This is a genomic window from Candidimonas nitroreducens, from assembly GCF_002209565.1.
In the GTDB taxonomy this organism is placed as follows: domain Bacteria; phylum Pseudomonadota; class Gammaproteobacteria; order Burkholderiales; family Burkholderiaceae_B; genus Candidimonas; species Candidimonas nitroreducens.
This window is the reverse complement of the sequence record NZ_NJIH01000007.1, coordinates 103,934-123,657: the sequence shown is the minus strand read 5'-3', so window position 1 is coordinate 123,657 and position 19,724 is coordinate 103,934. Positions and strand designations below refer to the sequence as shown.

Annotated in this window: 20 protein-coding genes; 8 read left to right on the top strand and 12 right to left on the bottom strand. The window is 67.6% G+C overall.

The genetic code is table 11. The annotated features are described in order from the left end of the window. Nucleotides 1-55: 55 nt before the first annotated feature. Nucleotides 56-556 carry a YraN family protein gene (locus CEY11_RS12680; protein ID WP_088603775.1) on the bottom strand — a complete coding sequence of 167 codons (501 nt, stop codon included), beginning with the start codon at nucleotides 554-556 and terminating at the stop codon, nucleotides 56-58. A 103-nt stretch (nucleotides 557-659) separates the two neighbouring features. On the opposite strand from CEY11_RS12680, the gene rsmI reads away from it, so the two are divergent. Continuing rightward, nucleotides 660-1,595 carry a 16S rRNA (cytidine(1402)-2'-O)-methyltransferase gene (gene rsmI, locus CEY11_RS12675; RefSeq protein ID WP_088603774.1) on the top strand — a complete coding sequence of 312 codons (936 nt, stop codon included), beginning with the start codon at nucleotides 660-662 and terminating at the stop codon, nucleotides 1,593-1,595. A 7-nt stretch (nucleotides 1,596-1,602) separates the two neighbouring features. Here the strand turns inward: rsmI and CEY11_RS12670 are convergent, their stop codons facing one another. The 10 genes from CEY11_RS12670 to CEY11_RS12625 form a co-directional block, all read right to left on the bottom strand. Then, the gene (locus CEY11_RS12670; protein WP_198958893.1) at nucleotides 1,603-2,673 is read right to left on the bottom strand and encodes a septal ring lytic transglycosylase RlpA family protein; all 1,071 of its coding nucleotides are present in this window, start codon (nucleotides 2,671-2,673) and stop codon (nucleotides 1,603-1,605) included. A gap of 139 nt (nucleotides 2,674-2,812) precedes the next feature. Then, nucleotides 2,813-3,676 carry an RNase adapter RapZ gene (gene rapZ, locus CEY11_RS12665; RefSeq protein ID WP_088603773.1) on the bottom strand — a complete coding sequence of 288 codons (864 nt, stop codon included), beginning with the start codon at nucleotides 3,674-3,676 and terminating at the stop codon, nucleotides 2,813-2,815. Nucleotides 3,677-3,718: 42 nt separating this feature from the next. Then, on the bottom strand, nucleotides 3,719-4,648 hold the full coding sequence (gene hprK, locus CEY11_RS12660) for an HPr(Ser) kinase/phosphatase (protein ID WP_088603772.1): 930 nt from the start codon (nucleotides 4,646-4,648) through the stop codon (nucleotides 3,719-3,721). A gap of 25 nt (nucleotides 4,649-4,673) precedes the next feature. Next, nucleotides 4,674-5,147 carry a PTS sugar transporter subunit IIA gene (locus tag CEY11_RS12655; protein ID WP_198958892.1) on the bottom strand — a complete coding sequence of 158 codons (474 nt, stop codon included), beginning with the start codon at nucleotides 5,145-5,147 and terminating at the stop codon, nucleotides 4,674-4,676. 109 nt (nucleotides 5,148-5,256) lie between these two features. Further along, complete coding sequence (gene hpf / locus CEY11_RS12650) at nucleotides 5,257-5,583, bottom strand: ribosome hibernation-promoting factor, HPF/YfiA family (RefSeq protein ID WP_088603770.1); 327 nt, start codon at nucleotides 5,581-5,583, stop codon at nucleotides 5,257-5,259. A 207-nt stretch (nucleotides 5,584-5,790) separates the two neighbouring features. Continuing rightward, entirely contained in the window at nucleotides 5,791-6,576 is a 786-nt protein-coding gene (lptB, locus tag CEY11_RS12645) for an LPS export ABC transporter ATP-binding protein (protein ID WP_088603769.1), read from the bottom strand. A 5-nt stretch (nucleotides 6,577-6,581) separates the two neighbouring features. Then, on the bottom strand, nucleotides 6,582-7,328 hold the full coding sequence (lptA, locus tag CEY11_RS12640; RefSeq protein WP_233154861.1) for a lipopolysaccharide transport periplasmic protein LptA: 747 nt from the start codon (nucleotides 7,326-7,328) through the stop codon (nucleotides 6,582-6,584). Beyond that, complete coding sequence (gene lptC, locus CEY11_RS12635) at nucleotides 7,325-7,942, bottom strand: LPS export ABC transporter periplasmic protein LptC (protein ID WP_088603768.1); 618 nt, start codon at nucleotides 7,940-7,942, stop codon at nucleotides 7,325-7,327. Before lptC ends, lptA begins: the two co-directional genes overlap by 4 nt. Nucleotides 7,943-7,948: 6 nt before the next feature. Next, nucleotides 7,949-8,551, bottom strand: coding sequence for a KdsC family phosphatase (locus CEY11_RS12630; RefSeq protein WP_088603767.1), 603 nt, complete (start codon nucleotides 8,549-8,551; stop codon nucleotides 7,949-7,951). 11 nt (nucleotides 8,552-8,562) lie between these two features. Further along, nucleotides 8,563-9,546, bottom strand: coding sequence for a KpsF/GutQ family sugar-phosphate isomerase (locus CEY11_RS12625; protein WP_088603766.1), 984 nt, complete (start codon nucleotides 9,544-9,546; stop codon nucleotides 8,563-8,565). A 151-nt stretch (nucleotides 9,547-9,697) separates the two neighbouring features. Between CEY11_RS12625 and CEY11_RS12620 the strand changes: the two genes are divergently transcribed. From CEY11_RS12620 to CEY11_RS12590, 7 genes are all read left to right on the top strand, one after another. Then, nucleotides 9,698-10,237, top strand: coding sequence for a GbsR/MarR family transcriptional regulator (locus CEY11_RS12620; protein ID WP_088604018.1), 540 nt, complete (start codon nucleotides 9,698-9,700; stop codon nucleotides 10,235-10,237). Nucleotides 10,238-10,256: 19 nt separating this feature from the next. Beyond that, on the top strand, nucleotides 10,257-11,849 hold the full coding sequence (locus CEY11_RS12615; protein WP_088603765.1) for a cytochrome ubiquinol oxidase subunit I: 1,593 nt from the start codon (nucleotides 10,257-10,259) through the stop codon (nucleotides 11,847-11,849). 27 nt (nucleotides 11,850-11,876) lie between these two features. Beyond that, nucleotides 11,877-13,031 carry a cytochrome d ubiquinol oxidase subunit II gene (gene cydB, locus CEY11_RS12610; protein WP_088603764.1) on the top strand — a complete coding sequence of 385 codons (1,155 nt, stop codon included), beginning with the start codon at nucleotides 11,877-11,879 and terminating at the stop codon, nucleotides 13,029-13,031. 121 nt (nucleotides 13,032-13,152) lie between these two features. Then, nucleotides 13,153-13,290 (top strand): cytochrome bd-I oxidase subunit CydX, encoded by a 138-nt coding sequence (gene cydX / locus CEY11_RS12605; RefSeq protein WP_088603763.1) that lies wholly within the window; start codon nucleotides 13,153-13,155, stop codon nucleotides 13,288-13,290. A gap of 16 nt (nucleotides 13,291-13,306) precedes the next feature. Next, nucleotides 13,307-15,217, top strand: coding sequence for a thiol reductant ABC exporter subunit CydD (cydD, locus tag CEY11_RS12600; protein WP_088603762.1), 1,911 nt, complete (start codon nucleotides 13,307-13,309; stop codon nucleotides 15,215-15,217). 281 nt (nucleotides 15,218-15,498) lie between these two features. Further along, nucleotides 15,499-17,154 (top strand): thiol reductant ABC exporter subunit CydC, encoded by a 1,656-nt coding sequence (gene cydC, locus CEY11_RS12595; RefSeq protein ID WP_456297774.1) that lies wholly within the window; start codon nucleotides 15,499-15,501, stop codon nucleotides 17,152-17,154. Between the two features lie 256 nt (nucleotides 17,155-17,410). Next, entirely contained in the window at nucleotides 17,411-17,995 is a 585-nt protein-coding gene (locus CEY11_RS12590; protein WP_088603761.1) for an adenine phosphoribosyltransferase, read from the top strand. A gap of 119 nt (nucleotides 17,996-18,114) precedes the next feature. Here the strand turns inward: CEY11_RS12590 and ilvA are convergent, their stop codons facing one another. After that, nucleotides 18,115-19,626 (bottom strand): threonine ammonia-lyase, biosynthetic, encoded by a 1,512-nt coding sequence (ilvA, locus tag CEY11_RS12585; RefSeq protein ID WP_088603760.1) that lies wholly within the window; start codon nucleotides 19,624-19,626, stop codon nucleotides 18,115-18,117. Between the last annotated feature and the right edge of the window lie 98 nt (nucleotides 19,627-19,724).

Genomic DNA, 19,724 nt, shown 5'->3' with positions numbered 1-19,724 from the left:
CTTGATGCCGAAGCAGTCGCCGGCAAGCCCGAATCGGCCGGCGCCGCGCAGCGCTTCAGTCCGAGCCGAAGGCATGCTTGTACCAGCGCAGCCCCGACGGCTCCAAGGCCACGACGTCGAACCGGCAGGCAGGGATATTGCAGTCGAAATAGCGGCGGCTCAGCCGCGGCAGAAAGTATTGCGCGGCCCGCATCAGACGCTGCTGCTTTTGACGGTTTACACTGGCTGCCGCACCGCCGTACTGCGTCGAGCGCCTGTGTCGCACTTCGATGAACACCAGCACCGCTCCGTCCAGCCCGACCAGGTCGATTTCGCCCACGCCGCAGCGCAGGTTGCGCGCCAGGATGCGCAGGCCGGATCTTTCCAGCCAGCGCCGTGCCTGGGATTCGGCCTGTAGTCCGTTTTGCTGGGCTTGGGTCGGCATGCGCGACGGCGCCGCGCGCCGCGGTTTTTGCGGGCGGGCCGCGGCGGCCAGCCTGCGCTTGCGGCGGCGTATGGCATCACGCTGAGCAATGCGTGCCAGTTCGAGTAGGATGGCGGAATCTTCACCCTGCATGCGTCGGCCCCTTGCGTAGCGGGCAGGCTGCGCGGCCTCCGTCGCGGCCCCGTGGCCTGCCCGGTGCATCCCGAATAACGAGCAACAAGATCCAGGTTTGAGTATGAACGATGCCTCCCGTTTTGCAGAGCCCCCGGCGTCATGGAATGATCTCATCGAACGCGTCGGGGCGCAGGCCTGGCCGCAAGCCACGCTATACGTGGTGGCCACGCCCATAGGCAATCTCGGCGACCTGAGCCTGCGTGCCTGGCAGGCGCTGCGGCGCTGCGACGTGATCGCCGCCGAAGACACGCGCGCCAGCCGCACGCTGCTGCAGGCCTGGGGGGTCGACACTCCGCTCATGGCGGCGCACCGGCACAATGAGGCCGAGGCCGCGCAGGCCATCGTTCAGCGCCTGGCCGAGGGCCAGCGTGTCGCTCTGGTGTCCGACGCCGGCGCGCCGGGCGTCAGCGACCCAGGCGCACGCATCGTGCGCACCGTGCGCGAGGCCGGCTACCGGGTTGTGGCGCTGCCCGGGGCCAGTGCCGTGATCACCGCGCTGATGGCCAGCGGCGCCACCTCGGACGAGAACCCCGCCTTTGTTTTTGCCGGCTTCATGCCGCCGCGCCAGGCGTCGCGGCGCAAGTGGCTGGCGCAATGGTGCGCCGTGCCGGCGCCGGTGGTGATGTTCGAGTCGCCGCATCGGCTGGCGCAGGCAGTGGCCGATCTGCTGGCGGTATGCGGGGCCGGGCGCCGGCTGACGCTGGCGCGCGAACTGACCAAACGCTTCGAAGAGATCGTCACGCTGCCTCTGGAGCAGATAGAAGCCTGGCTGGCGGCCGACGCGCACCGCAGCCAGGGGGAATTCGTGCTGATCGTGCACCAGGGCGCGGAGCCGGCTGCTGCCGGGGCGGACGACGCCCGCACCGCCGAGCTGCTCGACACCCTGCTGGAGTCGCTGAGCGTGCGGGACGCGGCGCGGATCGCCTCCAAGCTGACCGGCCTGCCGCGTGATGAGCTTTATGCGCGCGCACTGGCGCGCCGGCCGGCGCAAGCCTGAGGCCGCATCAGCGCAGGGCGACGTCGGGCGTCACCAGCGTCGAGGCCATGCCGGTGCTCTGCCGGATGCGCCAGGCCGCATTGACCGCCGTGCCGCGGTCAGGGTAAGGGCCCAACTGAACCCGGTATAGATTGCCCCCTGGCTCGACGTGGGCGTTGTGTCCTTCGGTGCCGGCGATCCGTGTGTTGATCTTTTGTGCCAGGCGGTCGGCGTTTTCGGCGCCGCTGAAGGCCCCGAACTGCAGGTAGATGCCGTCGGCGTCGGCGGCCGGCGCGGGGCCGGAGTCGGGCCTTCGGTAGGCCGCGGCGGCGGTTTGCGGGCGGGGCGCGGGGTCGCTCGTGGCGGCGGGGGCGGGTGCCTGCTGCGGGCTGTCGGCGGCCGCGGACGGCTGATCCAGTGCCAGCATGACGTTCGGCGTGGGTTCCTGTACGGCCTTGGCCACTACCGGCTCGGCGGCCGGCTCGGCCTGCGGCGGGGGCTGTACCCGGCCGCCGGTTGCCGCTGCGATGTCCGATAGATGGGTATTGCCGCGCGCGATGTCGGTATTGGTGATGGCGTCGACGATGACCTTGCCGCTGCCCGGCCCGATAATGCCCAGCTTGGCCGCCGCCACATAGGACAAGTCCATGATGCGCCCGCTATGGAAGGGGCCGCGGTCGTTGACGCGCACGATTACCGACTGGCCCGTGCCGACGCGCGTGACGCGGGCATAGCTGGGAATCGGCAAAGTGGGGTGCGCCGCCGTCATGGCGTACATATTGTAGGTTTCGCCGGTAGAGGTCTTGGCGCCATGGAACATCTTGCCATACCACGAGGCGGTGCCGACTTGGCGGAACGGCTGGCTCGAGCCCATCGGCACGTAGCGTTTGCCGAACACCGAATAGGGCTTGCTGGCCGCCGTCGACGGGGTTTCGATGCGCGGCACGGCGTCGGGGATTTTGCTGAGGTCGAGAGCGTAGCCGCCGGGGCCGTCGTTCTTGTAGTAGCCGCCGCCGCGCGTGTGCGTGGTAGAGCAGCCCGCCAGAACGGCCAGGCAGGTCAGAGTCAGGATGGCGGCAAGCGAACGCAGTACGGTCATGGCTCCCGATGTGGCGCTGGGCACTTCTTTCAGGGCCTGTTCACGCTAAAAGAGGCACCCCTTTTAGTGTGAACAGGCCCTGGATCCAGAATAGGTTCAGCCTGATTTTTCATGGCTATGCGGCTCCTGTGGACAGACCCTAAGCGGGAGGCTGGGCGCGATGCCGAACCAGCAGCGGCGAGTGATCGGCGAAGCGCCTGGCAAGCTGCTCTACGACATAGACCGAACGGTGCTGCCCGCCGGTGCAGCCGATGGCCACCGTCAGGTAGTTGCGGGTATCCTGCATGTACAGAGGCAGCCAGCGCCGTATGAAGCCCGAGATGTCCTCGATCATGGTCTCGACGCTGCCGAACTGGCCAAGCCATTTTGCCACAGCTTCGTCGCGCCCGGTAAGGGGGCGCAGGGCGCGGTCGTAGTGCGGGTTGGGCAGGCAGCGCACGTCGAACACCAGGTCGGCGTCGCCCGGCACCCCGCGCTTGTAGGCAAAAGACTCGAATGTCAGCACCACCGGCGCGCGGTCGGCCTGCACCAGGTCGCGCACCCAGGCGCGCAGCTGGCCCGGGGTCAGGTCGGACGTGTCGATGACGTGTTCCTGCTCGCGCAGCGGGGCCAGCAGTTCGCGTTCGGTGTCTATGCAGTCTTGCAGCGAGGGCGTCTTGCCGCCGCGCTGCAGCTTGTCGGTAAGAGGATGGCGGCGGCGCGATTCCGAGTAGCGCTGCTGCAGGGTATGGTCGCTGGCGTCCAGGAAAATGACGCGAAAGGCCGTGCCGCCGGCGCGCAGGTCGTTGATGACGCCCGGCAGCTCGGCCAGCTCGCCCGGCGAGCGCACGTCTATGGCGACGGCCACGCGCTCCAGGGAGTCTTCGCGCGTGCTGGCGATGAATTCGTGCAGGAAGCGCACCGGCAGGTTGTCGACACAGGTATAGCCGGCGTCTTCGAGCAGCCGCAGGGCGACCGATTTGCCGGAGCCGGAAATACCCGTGATAAGTACGACGCGAAACATGTCAGATGAATTCCAGGTGTAGGTGCGCGGCCCGCCCAGGCATTACTCTTTGCGGCTGTTTTCCATGATCGCCAGCGCCTGGCGCTCTATGAATTCTCCCATGGTGTCGATGCCGCGCAGCGTCAGGATGGTGTTGCGCACCGCGGCCTCGACCAGTACGGCCAGATTGCGGCCGGCCGCAACCTGCAGCATGACGCGGCGTATGGGGATGCCCAGGATGTCCTGGGTTTGATCCTGCACGGGCAGGCGCTCGAAGGCGTCGGCGCTGGAGCGCATCAGCTGCACCACCAGCTTGAGCTTCATTTTGCGCCGCACCGAGGTTTCGCCGAATATCGTGCGTATGTCCAGCAGGCCCAGGCCGCGCACCTCCAGCAGGTTCTGCAGCAGCGACGGGCAGGTGCCTTCGATCATGTTCGGCGCGGTGCGCGACAGCTCTACCGCGTCGTCGGCCACCAGGCCGTGGCCGCGCGAGATCAGTTCCAGCGCCAGTTCGCTCTTGCCCAGGCCGGATTCGCCGGTGATCAGCACGCCCAGGCCCAGCACGTCCATGAACACGCCGTGCACCGTGGTCTTGGGAGCGAGCCGCTTGCCCAGGTAGATGCGCAGCAGATCTATGAGCTGCGCCGCCTCGATGGGCGTGCCCAGCAGCGGGATCTGCTGCAGATTGCAGAACTCGCGCAGGTCGTCCGGCACCGGCTGGTCGCCGGCGATCAGCATGGCCGGCACGCCGCCGGCGACCAGGTCTTCCAGATGGTGCACGCGCCGCTTGGGCTCGAAGCGCGTGTAATAGGACAGCTCTTCGCGGCCGAACACCTGTATGCGCGAGGGGTGGATCAGGTTCAGGTGGCCCACCAGGTCGGCCCCGGACATGCCGACGTCGGGGATCAGGCGGTGCGCCGCGCCCAGCCCGGCGATCCAGGTGAAGGGGATTTTGTCGGCATTGTCGCTGACGAGTTCTTGGATGGTGAGCATTTGATATCGGGGCCGGTTCGGGGCGTCAGGCCGGCGCGCCGCCCGTGGGCGGGTCGGTGGAAAGCAGGGCGTGGATGGCGGCGACATCGGTTTCCGTGGCCAGCGTCTGGCGCAGAGCAGGGCTGGACACGAGCCGGGCGATTTCGGCCAGCAAGTCCAGGTGCAGCTGCGTGGCGGTTTCGGGCACCAGCACGAAAAACAGCAGGCTGGCCATGCGGCCGTCGCTGGCGTCGAAGCGTACCGGATCGGCCAGCCTGATGAAGGCGGCGCAGGGTTCTTTCAGGCCCTTGATACGGCCGTGCGGCACCGCAATATGATGGCCCAGTGCGGTCGAGCCCAGCCTTTCGCGGGCGATCAGGCTATGGAACACCGAAGTACGGGCTATGCCCTGGTTGTTTTCGAAGAGCAGGCCGGCTTGCTCGAAAGCCCTTTTCTTGCTGGTGGCGGGCAGATCGAGCACCACGTTTTGCGGTGGCAGGATGCGGGACAATAGGTTCATACGGCCCATTATATGGGCTTATGACTATGGTTTCTGGCTGGGAGAAGAACGAAAGACTTTGCGGGCCGGATGGCCCGCAATCACGGAGTTTGGCGCTATTTATGAAAGCTTAGCCGGCGGACGCTTCCAGCCGCTTGACAGGGTCGTGGGCATGATCCTGGGCCTTGTCTTTGTACTTGATGACCTGGCGGTCGATTTTGTCGGCCAGGAGATCGATGGCGGCGTAGAGATTGTCGTCGTCGGCGGCGCAGTGGATGTCTTTGCCGCGCAGCCGCATCGTAACTTCGGCGGTATGCTTCAAGCGCTCTACCGAGAGCATGACCTGGGTGTCGATGACATGATCAAAGTGTCGAGAAACTCTCGCCATCTTGTTCAAGACGTACTCGCGTATGGCGGGAGTGACTTCGAGATGACGACCACTGATGCTCAGGTTCATATTGTGCTCTCCTAGAAAAAATCACACAGTTGCGCGCTAGGCGCGGATGTATCGGATGTACGGCCTCCTTGCCGGTGGTTATGACCAGTCCAGTGTATAGCTTGTGCAAACTAAATCAAGCCCCCTGCGGCGGCCGCGGCAGGGGCCGGTACAGGGGCTTGGGGAAAACGATGAGGGAGCCCTCGAAGGACGATGGGCGGGGTGCTGCTACATCTTGAAATTCTTGCCGAGGTACACCTTGCGCACGGCTTCGTTGTCGATGATTTCGCTGGGGTGCCCCTTGGTGAGCACCTTGCCTTCGCTGATGATGTAGGCGCGGTCGCAGATGCCCAGGGTTTCGCGCACGTTGTGGTCGGTGATCAGCACGCCGATGTTGCGGCTTTTCAGGAAATGCACGATGCGCTGGATTTCTATGACGGCGATCGGATCCACGCCGGCGAAGGGCTCGTCCAGCAGGATGAAGCGCGGGTGCGTGGCCAGCGCCCGCGCGATTTCCACCCGGCGCCGCTCCCCGCCCGACAGCGAGATCGCCGTGTTGTTGCGGATGTGCGAGATCTGCAGTTCGTCGATGAGCGATTCGAGATTCTCGCCGATGCGCGCCGACGAGATCGGCCGTCCGTAGTCGTCGAGCTGCAGCTCGAGCACGGCGCGGATGTTTTCTTCGACGGTCAGGCGCCGGAACACCGAGGCGTCCTGCGGCAGATAGGACAGGCCCATGCGGGCGCGGCGGTGCATGGGCAGGCCGGTGATCGGCGTACCGTCGATCTCGATGCGGCCGGCGTCGGCGGGCACGATGCCCACGATCATGTAGAAGCTGGTGGTCTTGCCGGCGCCGTTGGGCCCGAGCAGGCCGACGACTTCACCGCTGTCGACCGAAAGCGAGACGTCCTGCACCACGGTGCGCTTGCCGTAGGTCTTGCGCAGGCCGGTGGCGCGCAGGGTGCGCAGCGGGGGGCTGTTGGGCGGAGTTGCGGCGTTGGGGGGCGATGACATGAAGCTTATTGTTTCCCGGTGGCGCGCCCGGTGCCCTGCGCGGATTTCTTGCTGCATTCCGCCACGGCGGCGTCGGCCTTGGCGCCAGGCTGCGCGACCGAGCGCACGCGTCCGCCCGCGGCCGCGGAATTCGGGCCGCCGTAGGCTTGGTAGATGTCGGTCTTCTGGTTGTATTTGACCCGTTCGCCGCTGATCGTGTCGAACGGCTTGCCACAGATGAAGCGCGTGACGACGGCCTTGCCTATCATCTCGAATTCCTCGGTCTTGCCGTCGTATTCGGCGCGCAGGCCGCGGGCCTCTATGACTTCGAATTTCTCGGGGTTTTCCTGGCGCACGAACACCAGCTTGCCCGGGCCCACGGTGGCGGTGCCGTACTGGAACCCTTCTGCGTCCTGGTGCAGGGCGAGCTTGTCGGCGCGCAAGGTCATGAGACCGCGCGTCATCACGACGCTGCCGGTGAACACGCTTTCTTTCTTGGCGTCGTTGTAGTTCAGGGTATCGGACAGCACTACCGTGTCGGGCTGCTCGGCCGGTTTCTTGCCCGACTGCGAGGCGCCTCGGGAGCCGGCTTGCGAGCCGGCCGCGGCGGGCTGTGCCGGCGTAGCGTGTTTGCCGGCGCCGGTGCTTGCCGGGGCCGGCCGGGTGCCGCTGCCGGCAGGCGCGGCAAGGGCAGGGGCGCAGGCCAGGGCCGCGCCCAACAGCATCGCGGCCGCCGTATGCAGGGCGAGCGTGGTGCAGGATTCGAGATTCATGGTTTTTTCTTTTTGGCGTTGGATTGCTGTTGATTCTGCACGTCCTGGGCCGAAATCTTGACGTCGGTGGACGAAAATACCTGCAGGACGCGAGTCTTGTTATCGTAACGCATGCCCTTGCCGTTCATGGTGGAATTGCCGTTCACCACCAGCGCCGGCAGGTCGGTGTAGGCCACGTCTTTGTCGGGCAGCAGGGTGAGCTTCTGGCTGGTTACGTCGAGCGGCGCGTGATCCTGGTCGGGCAGCCGGTGCAGATGGGCGTCGCCCTGCATGACGATGCGCGAACCGTCTTTGTCCATGATGGCGATCTTGGAGGTGCCGACGGTGATGGGCGAGCCGGGCTGTTGGCCGATGGCCCGGGCGGTGGTGACCTTGTAGGAATCGTCGTCCGGGTAGTGATCCATGTGCACGCCCTCGAGGCGGTTGATGGCGATGCCCGCTGGGTCGGTGCGCACCATGATGAACTGATCGGCCCAGGAATCCGGGTCGTGGCTGATGCGCCGCGGCGGATCTATGGGTATGGATCGCTGCGCATAGTCGGCCGCCCACCACGTGCCCAGTACAAGAGCCACCAGCAGGGCTACGGCGATGACGGCGGGAATGCGGTCTTTCATGGCCGCCTATTGCACCGCGGCGCCGGCCACGCTGGCGGGGCGTGCGCCGAGAAAAGTGCGCAGGCGCCCCTGCGCGGCCAGGATCAGGTCGCAGCACTCGCGCACCGCGCCCGCGCCGCCGTCGCGCGTGGTCACCCAGTGCGCGGCCTGGGCCACGTAGCTGGGCGCCTGCGGCACGCTGACGGCCAGGCCGGCGCGCTGCATGGCGGCAAGGTCGATGATGTCGTCGCCCATGAAGCCGACCTGCTCCATGGGGCAGCCTTGTTCCTGGGCCAGGCGCGCCAGCGCCGCGGCCTTGTCGCGTTCGCCCTGCAGCACGGTGGCGATGCCCAGCTCGGCCGCGCGGCGCGGCAGTATGGGGCCGCGCCGGCCGGTGATCAGGGCAATGTATACGCCGCTTTCACGCAGCAGCGACAGGCCGTGGCCGTCGAGCACGTGAAAGCACTTCAGGGCTTCGCCCTGCTCGCCGTACCAGAGGCGGCCGTCGGTCAGCACGCCGTCGACGTCGAAGGCCATCAGGCGGATGTGGCGCGCGCGCTCGATGACGGCCGGCGCGACTTTGGCCAGTACCAGGGCTTCGGCGGGGTGGGGGACGTTGGGCATGTTCATGGCTGGTGGATCTAGATGACCTTGGCGGCGAGCAGGTCGTGCATGTGCAGGGCACCCAATAATAGCCCGTCGCGGTCGATTACGAGCATTTGGTTCAGGCGCCCGGCGTCCATCAGCGTGGCCGCTTCGATGGCCAGGGTGGCCGGCCCCACGCTGCGCGGGTGCGCACTCATGCCGTTTTCCACCGTCAGGGGCCGGATGTCGCCGTGGCGCTCGATCAGCCGGCGCAGGTCGCCATCGGTGAATATGCCCACCGGGTGGCGCTGCGCGTCGACGACTATGGCCATGCCCATGCCCTTGGCGGACATTTCCGTGAGGGCGTCGGTGATCGAGGTGCCGGCCGCCACCACGGGCAGCGCCGCGCCCTGGCGCATGATGTCGCGCACCCGGGTAAGCAGGCGCCGGCCCAGGGTGCCGCCCGGATGCGACAGCGCGAAGTCTTCGGCGCTGAAGCCGCGCGCCTCCAGGCATGCCACCGCGACGGCATCGCCCAGGGCCAGCATGGCCGTGGTGCTGGCCGTGGGCGCCAGGTTCAGCGGGCAGGCCTCTTGCGTGACGTGGGTGTTCAGGTGCAGATCGGCGTTGCGCGCCAGCTCCGATTGCGGGTTGCCGGTCATGGCGATGATGGGCACACCCATGCGCTTGGCCACCGAAAGTATGGTCAGCAGTTCCTGCCCCGCCCCCGAGTGCGACAGCGCCAGCACCAGGTCTTGCGCGGTGAGCATGCCCAGGTCGCCGTGCACGGCTTCGGCGCCGTGCATGAACAGGGCCGGAGTGCCGGTGGAAGCCAGCGTGGCGGCGATCTTGCGGGCGATATGGCCCGATTTGCCCAGCCCTGTGACCACCACGCGGCCGGCGCATTGCATGATCAGCGTCACGGCGCGGCCGAAGTCGCCGTCGAGGCGCTGGTCGAGCGCCTGCAGCGCCGCGATTTCGATGCCCAGCGTACGGTGCGCCGAGGCGAGGATGTCGGCCGGAGCCTGTATGTCGTTCATGGATGGATTTTAAACGTAGCGGCGCTCGCAGGCATGGCGCCACGGTGTGGCGCCGTTTCCCCGTCTTGCACCGGGCCGCGCTTGCGGCCGGCTATGCCCTGGAGTATATTCTGAAATTATTGTGATTTCAGAAATTACCGAAATTAGAAAAATGATACTCGGACCTCAAGCCGAACGCTTTGTCCTGCATTTCGGAGAAATGGGCAGCCGCTGGGGCGTGAACCGCACGGTCGGCCAGATCTACGCGCTGGTGTTCCTGTCGCCGCGCCCGCTCAATGCCGACGAGATCTCGGAAACCCTGGGTTTCTCGCGCTCCAATGTCAGCGTCGGCATCCACGAACTGCAGTCCTGGCGGCTGGTGCACATGGTGCACCAGATCGGCGACCGGCGTGAATACTTCGAATCGCTCAAAGATGTCTGGGAAATCTTCCGCGTGCTGGTCGAAGAAAAGCGCAAGCGCGAGATCGACCCCACTCTTACGCTGCTGCGCGGCCTGCTGCTCGAGCAGCCGTCCAATGCCGACGAGGCCTATGCCCAGCAGCGCATCACCGAAATGCTGGAACTCATCGAACTGAGCACGGCTTGGTTCGACGAGGTGCAGCGCCTGCCGCCCGAGACGCTCGAAAGCCTGATGCGCCTGGGCAGCAAAGTCCAGAAGGTCCTGGGTTTCGCCGGGAAATTGCGCAAATGAGCCGCGCCGGAGCATCGCCATGCCAAATCTAGACGTCGTCGACCTGTCGCGCTTCCAGTTCGCGGCCACGGTCATGTATCACTTCCTGTTCGTACCGCTGACCCTGGGCCTGTCGTTCCTGCTGGCCATCATGGAAAGCGTCTACGTCATGAGCGGGCGCGACATATGGCGCCGCATGACCCAGTTCTGGGGCACGCTGTTCGGCATCAACTTCGCCTTGGGCGTGGCCACGGGCGTGGTGATGGAATTCCAGTTCGGCATGAACTGGGCCTATTACAGCCACTATGTGGGCGACATCTTCGGCGCGCCGCTGGCCATCGAGGGCCTGATGGCCTTCTTCCTGGAAGCCACCTTCGTCGGCCTGTTCTTCTTCGGCTGGGATCGCCTGTCCAAGGTCGGCCACCTGGCCGTGACCTGGCTGGTGGCCCTGGGCACCAATCTGTCGGCGCTGTGGATACTTATCGCCAATGGCTGGATGCAGAACCCGGTGGGCGCGGTCTTCAATCCGCTCACCATGCGCATGGAAATGACCGATTTCGGTGCGGTCATCTTCAACCCGGTGGCCCAGGCGAAATTCGTGCACACCGTCAGCGCCGGCTACGTCATGGGGGCCATCTTCATCATGGGGATCAGCGCCTGGTACATACTGCGCGGGCGGCACGTGGATCTGGCCAAGCGCTCGATGGTGGTCGCGGCCAGTTTCGGCCTGGCTTCGGCCCTGTCGGTGGTGGTGCTGGGCGACGAAAGCGGCTACCTGACCACCGAGCACCAGAAGATGAAGATCGCGGCCATGGAGGCCATGTGGCACACCGAGCCGGCGCCGGCTAGCTTCAATTTGTTCGCCATCCCAGACCAGGCCAAGCAGCGCAATTACCTCGACATCCGCATCCCGTACGTCATGGGCATCATAGGCACGCGCTCGCTGACCACGCCGCTGCTGGGCATAGACGAGCTGGTCAAGCGTGCCGAAGTCCGCGTGCGCGACGGCATCGTCGCCTACGAGGCCTTGCAGAAGGTGCGCGCCGATCCCGCCGACCAGGCGGCGCGCAAGGTGTTCGACGCCAATTGGCGCGACCTGGGCTACGGCCTGCTGCTCAAGCGCTACGTATCCGACATCAGCAAGGCCACCGGGCAGGACATCGCGCGCGCGGCGGCCGACACGGTGCCGCAGGTGGCGCCCTTGTTCTGGACCTTCCGTGTCATGGTGGGCCTGGGCTTTTATTTCATCTTGTTCTTCGCCACGGCCTTCTGGCTGGCCTCGACGGGCCGCCTGCGCAAATACCCGCGCTTCCTGAAGATCGCCCTGTGGAGCCTGCCGCTGCCCTGGATCGCGATCGAGTGCGGCTGGTTCGTCGCCGAATTCGGCCGCCAGCCCTGGGTGATAGAGGGTGTGCTGCCCACCTACTATGCGGCGTCCGGGCTGTCGGTGGCCGACCTGGCCACCAGCCTGGGCATATTCCTGGTGCTGTACACGGTGCTGGCCGTGGTGGGCGCCAAGGTGATGCTGCACGCCATACGCAGCGGCCCCGAAGGCGAGACGGGCGCCCGGCACCCCGAGCCGCCCTTGATCGGCACCTCTTTCGACGTGCACCGGCCCCAGGCTGCCGAATAGCGCCGCGGCCAGGAAAGGAGAGTCATCATGGAACAACTCATTCCGCTCGATTATTCGACCCTGCGCGTGGTGTGGTGGGCGCTGCTGGGCGCGCTGCTGGTGGGCTTCGCCGTCATGGACGGCTTCGATCTGGGCGTGGCCACGGTGCTGCCGCTGGTGGCGCGCAGCGACATGGAGCGCCGCGTGGTCATCAATGTGGTGGGCCCGGTCTGGGAGGGCAACCAGGTGTGGCTGATCACCGGCGGCGGTGCGGCGTTCGCCGCCTGGCCGCTGGTCTACGCCTCGGCCTTCTCGGGCTTCTACCTGGCCATGATGCTGCTGCTGATCGCCCTGATCCTGCGGCCGGTGGGCTTCAAGTACCGCAGCAAGCTCGAGGCGCCGCGCTGGCGCTCGGCCTGGGACGCGGTGCTGTGCGGCTCGGGCCTGGTGGCCGCGCTGGTGTTCGGCGTGGCGGTGGGCAATCTGATCGTCGGCGTGCCTTTCGGCTTCGACGCGCAGACCATGCGCCCGCTGTACGAAGGCAATTTCTTCGGCCTGTTCACGCCGTTTCCGCTGCTGTGCGGGCTGCTGAGCGTATGCATGCTGGCCATGCACGGCAGCGCCCTGCTGCTGTGGAAGACCGATGCCGCCGTGGCGGCCCGCGCCCGCAGCGTAGGCATCTGCTTCGCGCTGGCCAGCCTGGTGCTGTTCGCGCTGGGCGGCTGGTGGGTGGCGCACGGCCTGCCGGGCTATACCGTCACCAGCGCGATCGACCCCGATCAGTTGTCGAATCCGCTGTCCAAGACCGTGGCCGTTGTTGCCGGAGCCTGGATGCACAACTATGCGCGCTGGCCGGCCATGTGGATAGCCCCGGCGCTGGGCCTGGGCGGCGCGCTGCTGGCCGCGCTGCTGCTGGCCGCGCGCAGCGCGGCGCTGGCCTTCATCTCCTCGGCGCTGAGCGTGGCGGGCATCGTGCTGACCGTCGGCTTCTCGATGTTTCCGTTCCTGATGCCCTCGCTGCTGACGCCCAATGCCAGCCTGACCGTCTGGGATGCTTCGTCCAGCCGCATGACGCTGTGGATCATGTTGCTGGTGACGGGTGTGCTGCTGCCCATCGTGTCGCTGTACACCGCCTGGGTGTACCGGGTGATGCGCGGCAAGGTCACGCAGGCCGCGCTGGGTGACGCGCCGCATGCCTATTGAACAATGCCGGTGCCGAACGGACGGCGTCGATACCGAACCGGGCGAAGGCGATATCGAGCGAACCGATCGGCGCTTCGGCCCGGATTCTTGCAGGAAAGCTTAAGGACATAAGGACACCGCCATGTGGTATTTCTCGTGGATACTCGGCCTCGGACTGGCCTGCTTTTTTTCCATCCTGAACGCGATGTGGTTCGAGCTGCGCGAGGGCGAGTCCCATAATCCGCGCAATCCGGGCGCATTCACCGATCGCGCCGGGTAAGCGCAGGGGCGGTGTGATGGCGGAACCGGACGGCGGCACGCAGGCCGCGGCGGGCGCGCGCCCGGCGGCGCGCTGGCTGGCGGCCCTGGCGCGGCTGCCGCGTGCAGCCATGGCCTGGGCCGTGGCCGCGCCCCTGCTCGCCGGCTTGCTGCTGCTGCCGCAGGCCTGGTGGCTGGCGCGGGTGCTGGGAGGTTCCGTGGCCGGCTCCGGCCCGGCGGCCGCCGGGCCCTGGATCGCGGCCATCGGCGGCATGGTTGCGCTGCGCGCGGCCATAGCCTGGTCGGGCGAGCGCGCCGCCAGCCGCGCCGCCGAAACCATCAAGTCCTGGCTGCGCCGCAAGCTGTTTGCCGCGATGCTGTCGCGCGGGCCGCAATGGACGCGCCAGAAGGCGTCGGGCGAGTTGTCCAGTCTGGTGATCGAGCAGGTCGAAGCGCTCGACGGCTATTTCTCGCGCTATCTGCCGGGGGCGATCGCCGCCGTCTTCCTGCCGCTGGCCTTCGGCCTGGTGCTGCTGCCGGTGGACTGGATCGTGGCGCTCATCGCACTGCTGAGCGCGCCGCTGATCCCCGTGTTCATGGCGCTGGTGGGCTGGGGCGCCGAGGCCGCCAGCCGCCGCCACCAGCTCGCCATGGCGCGCTTGTCGGGCTTTTTTGCCGACCGGGTGCGCGGCGCCCAGACCCTGAAACTGCTGGGCCGGGCCGAGTCCGAGACCGCCGCGGTGGGCGCGGCCAGCGCCGACCTCAGCCGCAAGACCATGGCGGTACTGCGCATTGCCTTCCTGTCTTCGGCCGTGCTGGAGTTCTTCGCCGCGCTGGGGGTGGCCGGGGTGGCGCTGTATGTCGGCCTGGGTTATCTGGGCTATCTGCACCTGCGCAGTGAGGCACTGGGCCTGCCGCTGGGCCTGTTCTGCCTGTTGATGGCGCCCGAGATCTACAACCCCTTGCGCCAATTTGCCGCCAATTACCACGACCGCGCCGCGGCGCGGGCCGCCGTGGACTGCCTGGCCGCCGTGTTCGGGGCGCTGCCCGATCCGCGCCGGCGGCGGGCGCCGGCGGCCGGGCCCGCTGCCAGCGCTGCTCAGTCCTTGCCCGAGCACGAAGCGGCGCGCGTCACGTGCGAACAGGCGCCGCGGCCCGAGGCATTCCAGCCAGAAGCATTATCCACCGGGGCCTCACTGCGAGCTGCCGCCGGCACAACGGGCGCTCCGTATGCCGCGGGCGGCTCCAGTGCGGAATCGCCGAGCGGGAACGAGCAAGCGGCGCCACGGCCACTGGCCGTCGAGGTGCGCGGCGCGTGCCTGCAGGTGCCGGGCCGCGCGCAGCCGGTGCTGTGCGACCTGTCCTGGTCTTTGGCGCCCGGGGCCAGCCTGGCGCTGATGGGCCATAGTGGCGCGGGCAAGACTACGCTGCTGGAGGCCCTGGCGGGCCTGCGTCCGCTGGATACGGGCGCGATACTCCTGGATGGCCGCGGGCTGGACATATGGCCGGCTGACGAACTGCGCCGGGCCGTGACTTTGATCGGCCAGCGGCCCTTCGTGCTGCCGGGCAGTGTGGCCGACAACCTGCGCGTGGCCGATCCCGCGGCTACGGCCGAAGACTTGCTGGGCGCGCTGGATGCGGCCTGCGCCGGCGAGTTCGTGCGCGCGTTGCCGCAGGGCATGGATACACAACTGGGCCTGCAGGGCTACGGGCTGTCGGGCGGCCAGTTGCAGCGGCTCGCGCTGGCGCGCCTGTTCCTGACGCGGCCCGGCCTGATATTGCTGGACGAGCCCACCGCCAGCCTCGACCCGCACAGCCGCGATCGGGTAATGGACAATGTGCTGCGGTTCGCCGCCGGGCGCACGCTGATCGTCGCCACCCACGACCCCGAGGTCTCGGCCCGGCTGGATGGCTCGCTGGTTTTGCCGCAGGGCGGTGGCCAGGCATGACCGGCGAGGCATTGAACCCATGCTCCGAGCCCGCCGCACCCGCCGCGGGCACGGATCTCCATGGCGGTGCTGCCCAAGCCCAAGCCCAGGCCCAAGCTCAAGCCCAGGCCCAGGCCCAAGCCCAGCCTCGTGCAGCCGCCGCCGGGGCGTGCCGGGCTAGAGCGTTTTTGGTTCGGGCCTTTACACCCTTCGAGGTATTGCTTCTTGGAAAAGTGCCGCGGAAAGTCCGTAAACATTTAAGCCAAAATTGCCCTAGCCGGCCTGCCCCGGGCATCCCCGGCTTGCTGGCCTTGATGCTGCCCTGGCTGGCGCGGCGCCGCCGCAGCCTGCTGGCCGCGCTGCTGCTGGCCTGCTGCACCGTGGCCGCGGGCGTGGGGCTGCTGTCGGTGGCCGGCTGGTTCCTCACCGCGGCATTCCTCGCCGGCGCCAAGCTGGCGTTCGACCTGTTTGCGCCTTCGGCGCTGGTGCGCGGCCTGGCCATGGCGCGCATCGCGCTGCGCTATGCCGAGCGCGTCACGGGGCACGGCGCCACGCTCGATCTGCTGGCCGACATGCGCACCGCCGTGTTCGGCGCCATCATGCGCCTGAGCCCGGCCCAGTTGGCCGGCTACCGCGACGGCGATCTGGTGGCCCGCCTGGCCGGCGACATCGATGCGCTGGACACCCTGTATCTGCTGGTGATCGTTCCGGCCCTGACGGCGCTGGCGCTGGGCGGTGGGTTCAGCCTGATCACGGGGGCGTGGCTGCCGCCGGCGGGCTGGCTGGTGCTGGCGGCCATGCTGGTGGCAGCCTGCGTCGTTCCTTATTGCCTGGCACGCGCGGCCGGCGCGTCGGGCCGGCGTGCGCAAGAGGCCGCGTCCGCCGCGCGCGCCTTCGTGCACGAGGCGGTGCAGGCGCATGCGGATCTGGCGGCCTTCGCCGCCGAGCCGAGGGCGGACGCGCGCTTCGGCGACGCGGTGCGCAGCCTGGCAAACGCCCGCGATTCTGTGGCCGCGGCCGGCTCGGCCGGGCAGTTCGCGCAGCAGCTCATTATGGGCGGCTGCCTGGCCGGCCTGCTGTGGCTGGGCCTGGATGCGTTTCGCGCCGGGGCGCTGGACGGCGCGGTATGGGCCGGCCTGGTGCTGGGCCTGCTGGCCCTGTTCGAGGTGCTGGGGCCCTTGATGCGTGGCGCCGCGCGGCTGGGAACGGCCGCCGCCGCGGGTGCAAGGGTAAGCGCGCTATTGCACGAACCGCCCGCCGTGGCGGATGAACCCGAAGTGCGCGCGCTGCCGCCGCACGGCGCGCTGCAGGCTTCCGGCCTGGAATATTCCTATCCGGGCGCGGCGCGCCCGGTGCTGGCCGGCCTGGACTTGCGGGTCGGGCCCGGCGAGCGCGTCGGCATCGTGGGCGAAAGCGGCTGCGGCAAGTCCACGCTGCTGGCGCTGCTGATGCGCATCCATGATCCCTCCGCGGGTGCAATCAGTTATGGCGGCGTGCCCATACGCCTGGCGGCGCAGCGCGAGCTGCATGCCCGCTGCACGCTGCTGTCGCAGCACAGTCCGGTATTCATGGGCACGCTGCGCAGCAATCTGCTGCTGGGCGACCCGCAGGCCGATGAGGCGCGGCTTTGGCAGGCGCTGCAGCAGGCGCGGCTGGCAGATTTCGTACGCTCGCTCGATCATGGCCTGGATACCTGGGTGGGCGAGGCGGGCCGGCTGCTGTCCGTAGGGCAGGCGCGGCGCCTGTGCCTGGCGCGGGCCATACTCGCGCCGGCCGCTGTGTGGCTGCTGGACGAGCCCACTGCCGGCCTGGACGAGCAGGCTCAGCAGGCTTTCTTCGGCGATCTGGGGCGGGCGGCCGCCGGCAGGACGGTGGTATTGGCTACGCATGCGCGCCTGCCCGCCGGCGCCGTCGATCGCGTCCTGCGCCTCGAGGGTGGGCGCCTGCATTCCTGCTGAGCAGGATGCCTCGTCCGGATGGCGCAGGCCCGAGGCGCCCGTGGACAGAATGTTGAGAGATTCCGCACGATGCAGCGGCTGACGCTGGCGGCAGGCGGCTCACGGCGGCTCACGGCGGCGGGGCCGGCGAATTGACTATTCCCCGGTTGGATACTCCCCCGATTCGCCAGACGTACGCGGCGGAGGTTATAGTCGAGCTTGTCGTCTTCCCCCGCCCGCGCGCGCCGCGGCATCCCCCCAGGCCTGCCCACTAGTCATGAATACCGATCCCGCCAGCTATATATGCGCAGCGATCCGCAGCGTGCCGGACTGGCCCAAGCCAGGCGTCACGTTCCGCGACATCACCCCCGTATTGCAGAACCCGCGCTCTTTCCGGGTGCTGATCGACCTGTTCGTCTATCGCTATATCGGCCAGCGGCTGGATCTGGTGGCCGGCGTCGATGCGCGCGGCTTCATCCTGGGCTCGGTGCTGGCCTACGAGCTGAACCTGGGTTTCGTGCCGGTGCGCAAGAAGGGCAAGCTGCCGTTTCGCACGGTGGCCGAGGAATACACGCTGGAATACGGCAATGCCGCGGTCGAGATGCATACCGATGCTGTACGGCCGGGCCAGCGCGTGCTGCTGATCGACGACCTGATCGCCACCGGCGGCACCATGCTGGCCGCCGCCAAGCTGCTGCAGCGCCTGGGCGCCAACGTGGTCGAGGCCGCCGCCATCATCGAGCTGCCCGAATTGGGCGGCGCCCAGGCCGTCAAGGCCACCGGCCTGCCGCTATACACCGTATGCCGCTTCAACGAGGGCGAGCCCAAGGGTGAACGGGTGCCGGAGCCGGGCGCCGCCTGAGGCGGCGGCCTGCATACCGCTCGGATTCGCCAGTCAGGGCACAGTCCGCAGGGGACTGTGCCGTGTCCAGCCTCATTCACCTCGGACTGGTGTGGCAGCGCTGCAGGGCTCGCGTAGTCCTACAGGAACAGCCGGTAGGCCGGGTTTTCCGTTTCGTTCCAGTACGGGTAGCCCACGGTTTCCAGGAAGTTCTTGAAGTGCGCCTTGTCGGCCGGCGGCACCTGGATGCCGACCAGGATGCGGCCGTAGTCGTCGCCCTGGTTGCGGTAGTGGAACAGGCTGATGTTCCAGTCCGGATTCATGGCGTTCAGGAAGCGCATCAGCGCGCCGGGCCGTTCCGGGAATTCGAAGCGGTACAGCACTTCGTTGTCGGCCAGGGTCGAGCGCCCGCCCACCATGTAGCGCAGGTGCGCCTTGGCCATTTCGTCGTGGGTCAGGTCGAGCGTGGGAAAACCCTTGCGGCGAAAGCCCGCGGCAATCTTGTCGGCTTCTTCCAGGGATGAGATCTGCAGGCCGACGAAGACGTGGGCGCGCTCTGAATCGGAGATGCGGTAGTTGAATTCCGTGACGCTGCGGCGTTTGCCCACCGCCTCGCACAGGCCGCGGAAGCTGCCGCGCTTCTCGGGCAGGGTGACAGCGAAGATGGCTTCGCGCGCTTCGCCCACTTCGGCGCGTTCGGCCACGAAGCGCAGCCGGTCGAAGTTCATGTTGGCGCCGCAGGTGATGGCCACCAGGGTCTTGTTCTTCCACTTGTTCTGGGCGGCATAGCGCTTGGCGCCGGCCAGGGCCAGGGCGCCGGCCGGCTCCAGCACGCTGCGGGTGTCCTGGAAGACGTCCTTGATGCCGGCGCAGATGGCGTCGGTGTCCACCGCTATGAAGTCGTCCACGTACTTGCGGGTCAGGCGGAACGTCTCGGCGCCCACCAGCTTGACCGCCGTGCCGTCCGAGAACAGGCCCACGTCGGGCAGCTCGATGCGGCGCCCCGCCTTGACACTGCGCATCATGGCGTCGGAATCCGTGGTCTGCACGCCGATGATCTGGATCTCGGGCCGCAGCTGCTTGATATAGGCGGCCACGCCCGAGATCAGGCCGCCTCCGCCTATGGCGACGAAGATGGCGTCGATCGGGCCGGAGTGCTGGCGCAGGATCTCCATGCCTACCGTGCCCTGGCCGGCGATCACGTCCGGATCGTCGAAGGGGTGCACGAAGGTGAGCTTTTCCTTCTTTTCCAGCTCTTTGGCATGCAGATAGGCGTCCGAGAAGCTGTCGCCGGCCAGCACCACCTCGCCGCCGAAGCCGCGCACGGCGGCGATCTTCACTTGCGGGGTGGTGGTGGGCATGACGATGACGGCGCGGCAGCCCAGGCGCCGCGCCGACAGCGCGACCCCCTGGGCGTGATTGCCGGCCGAGGCGGCGATGACGCCGCGCTTGAGTTCGGCCGGGCTCAGGTGCGCCATCTTGTTGTACGCGCCGCGCAGCTTGAAACTGAACACCGCCTGGGTATCTTCGCGCTTCAGGTACACCTTGTTGCCGATACGCGCCGAAAGCTGGGGAGCCAGTTCCAGCGGGGATTCGACGGCAACGTCGTAGACTTTGGAGGTGAGGATGCGCTTGATGTAGTCGGTGGGCATGATGCGGGCGGAAAGAACGGTGCGGGGTAGGGTAGTGAGCCGATGTGGAAAGATAGTCGGGAAGGCGGGCGGCCGGCGATGCAATCGGCAAGCGCCGA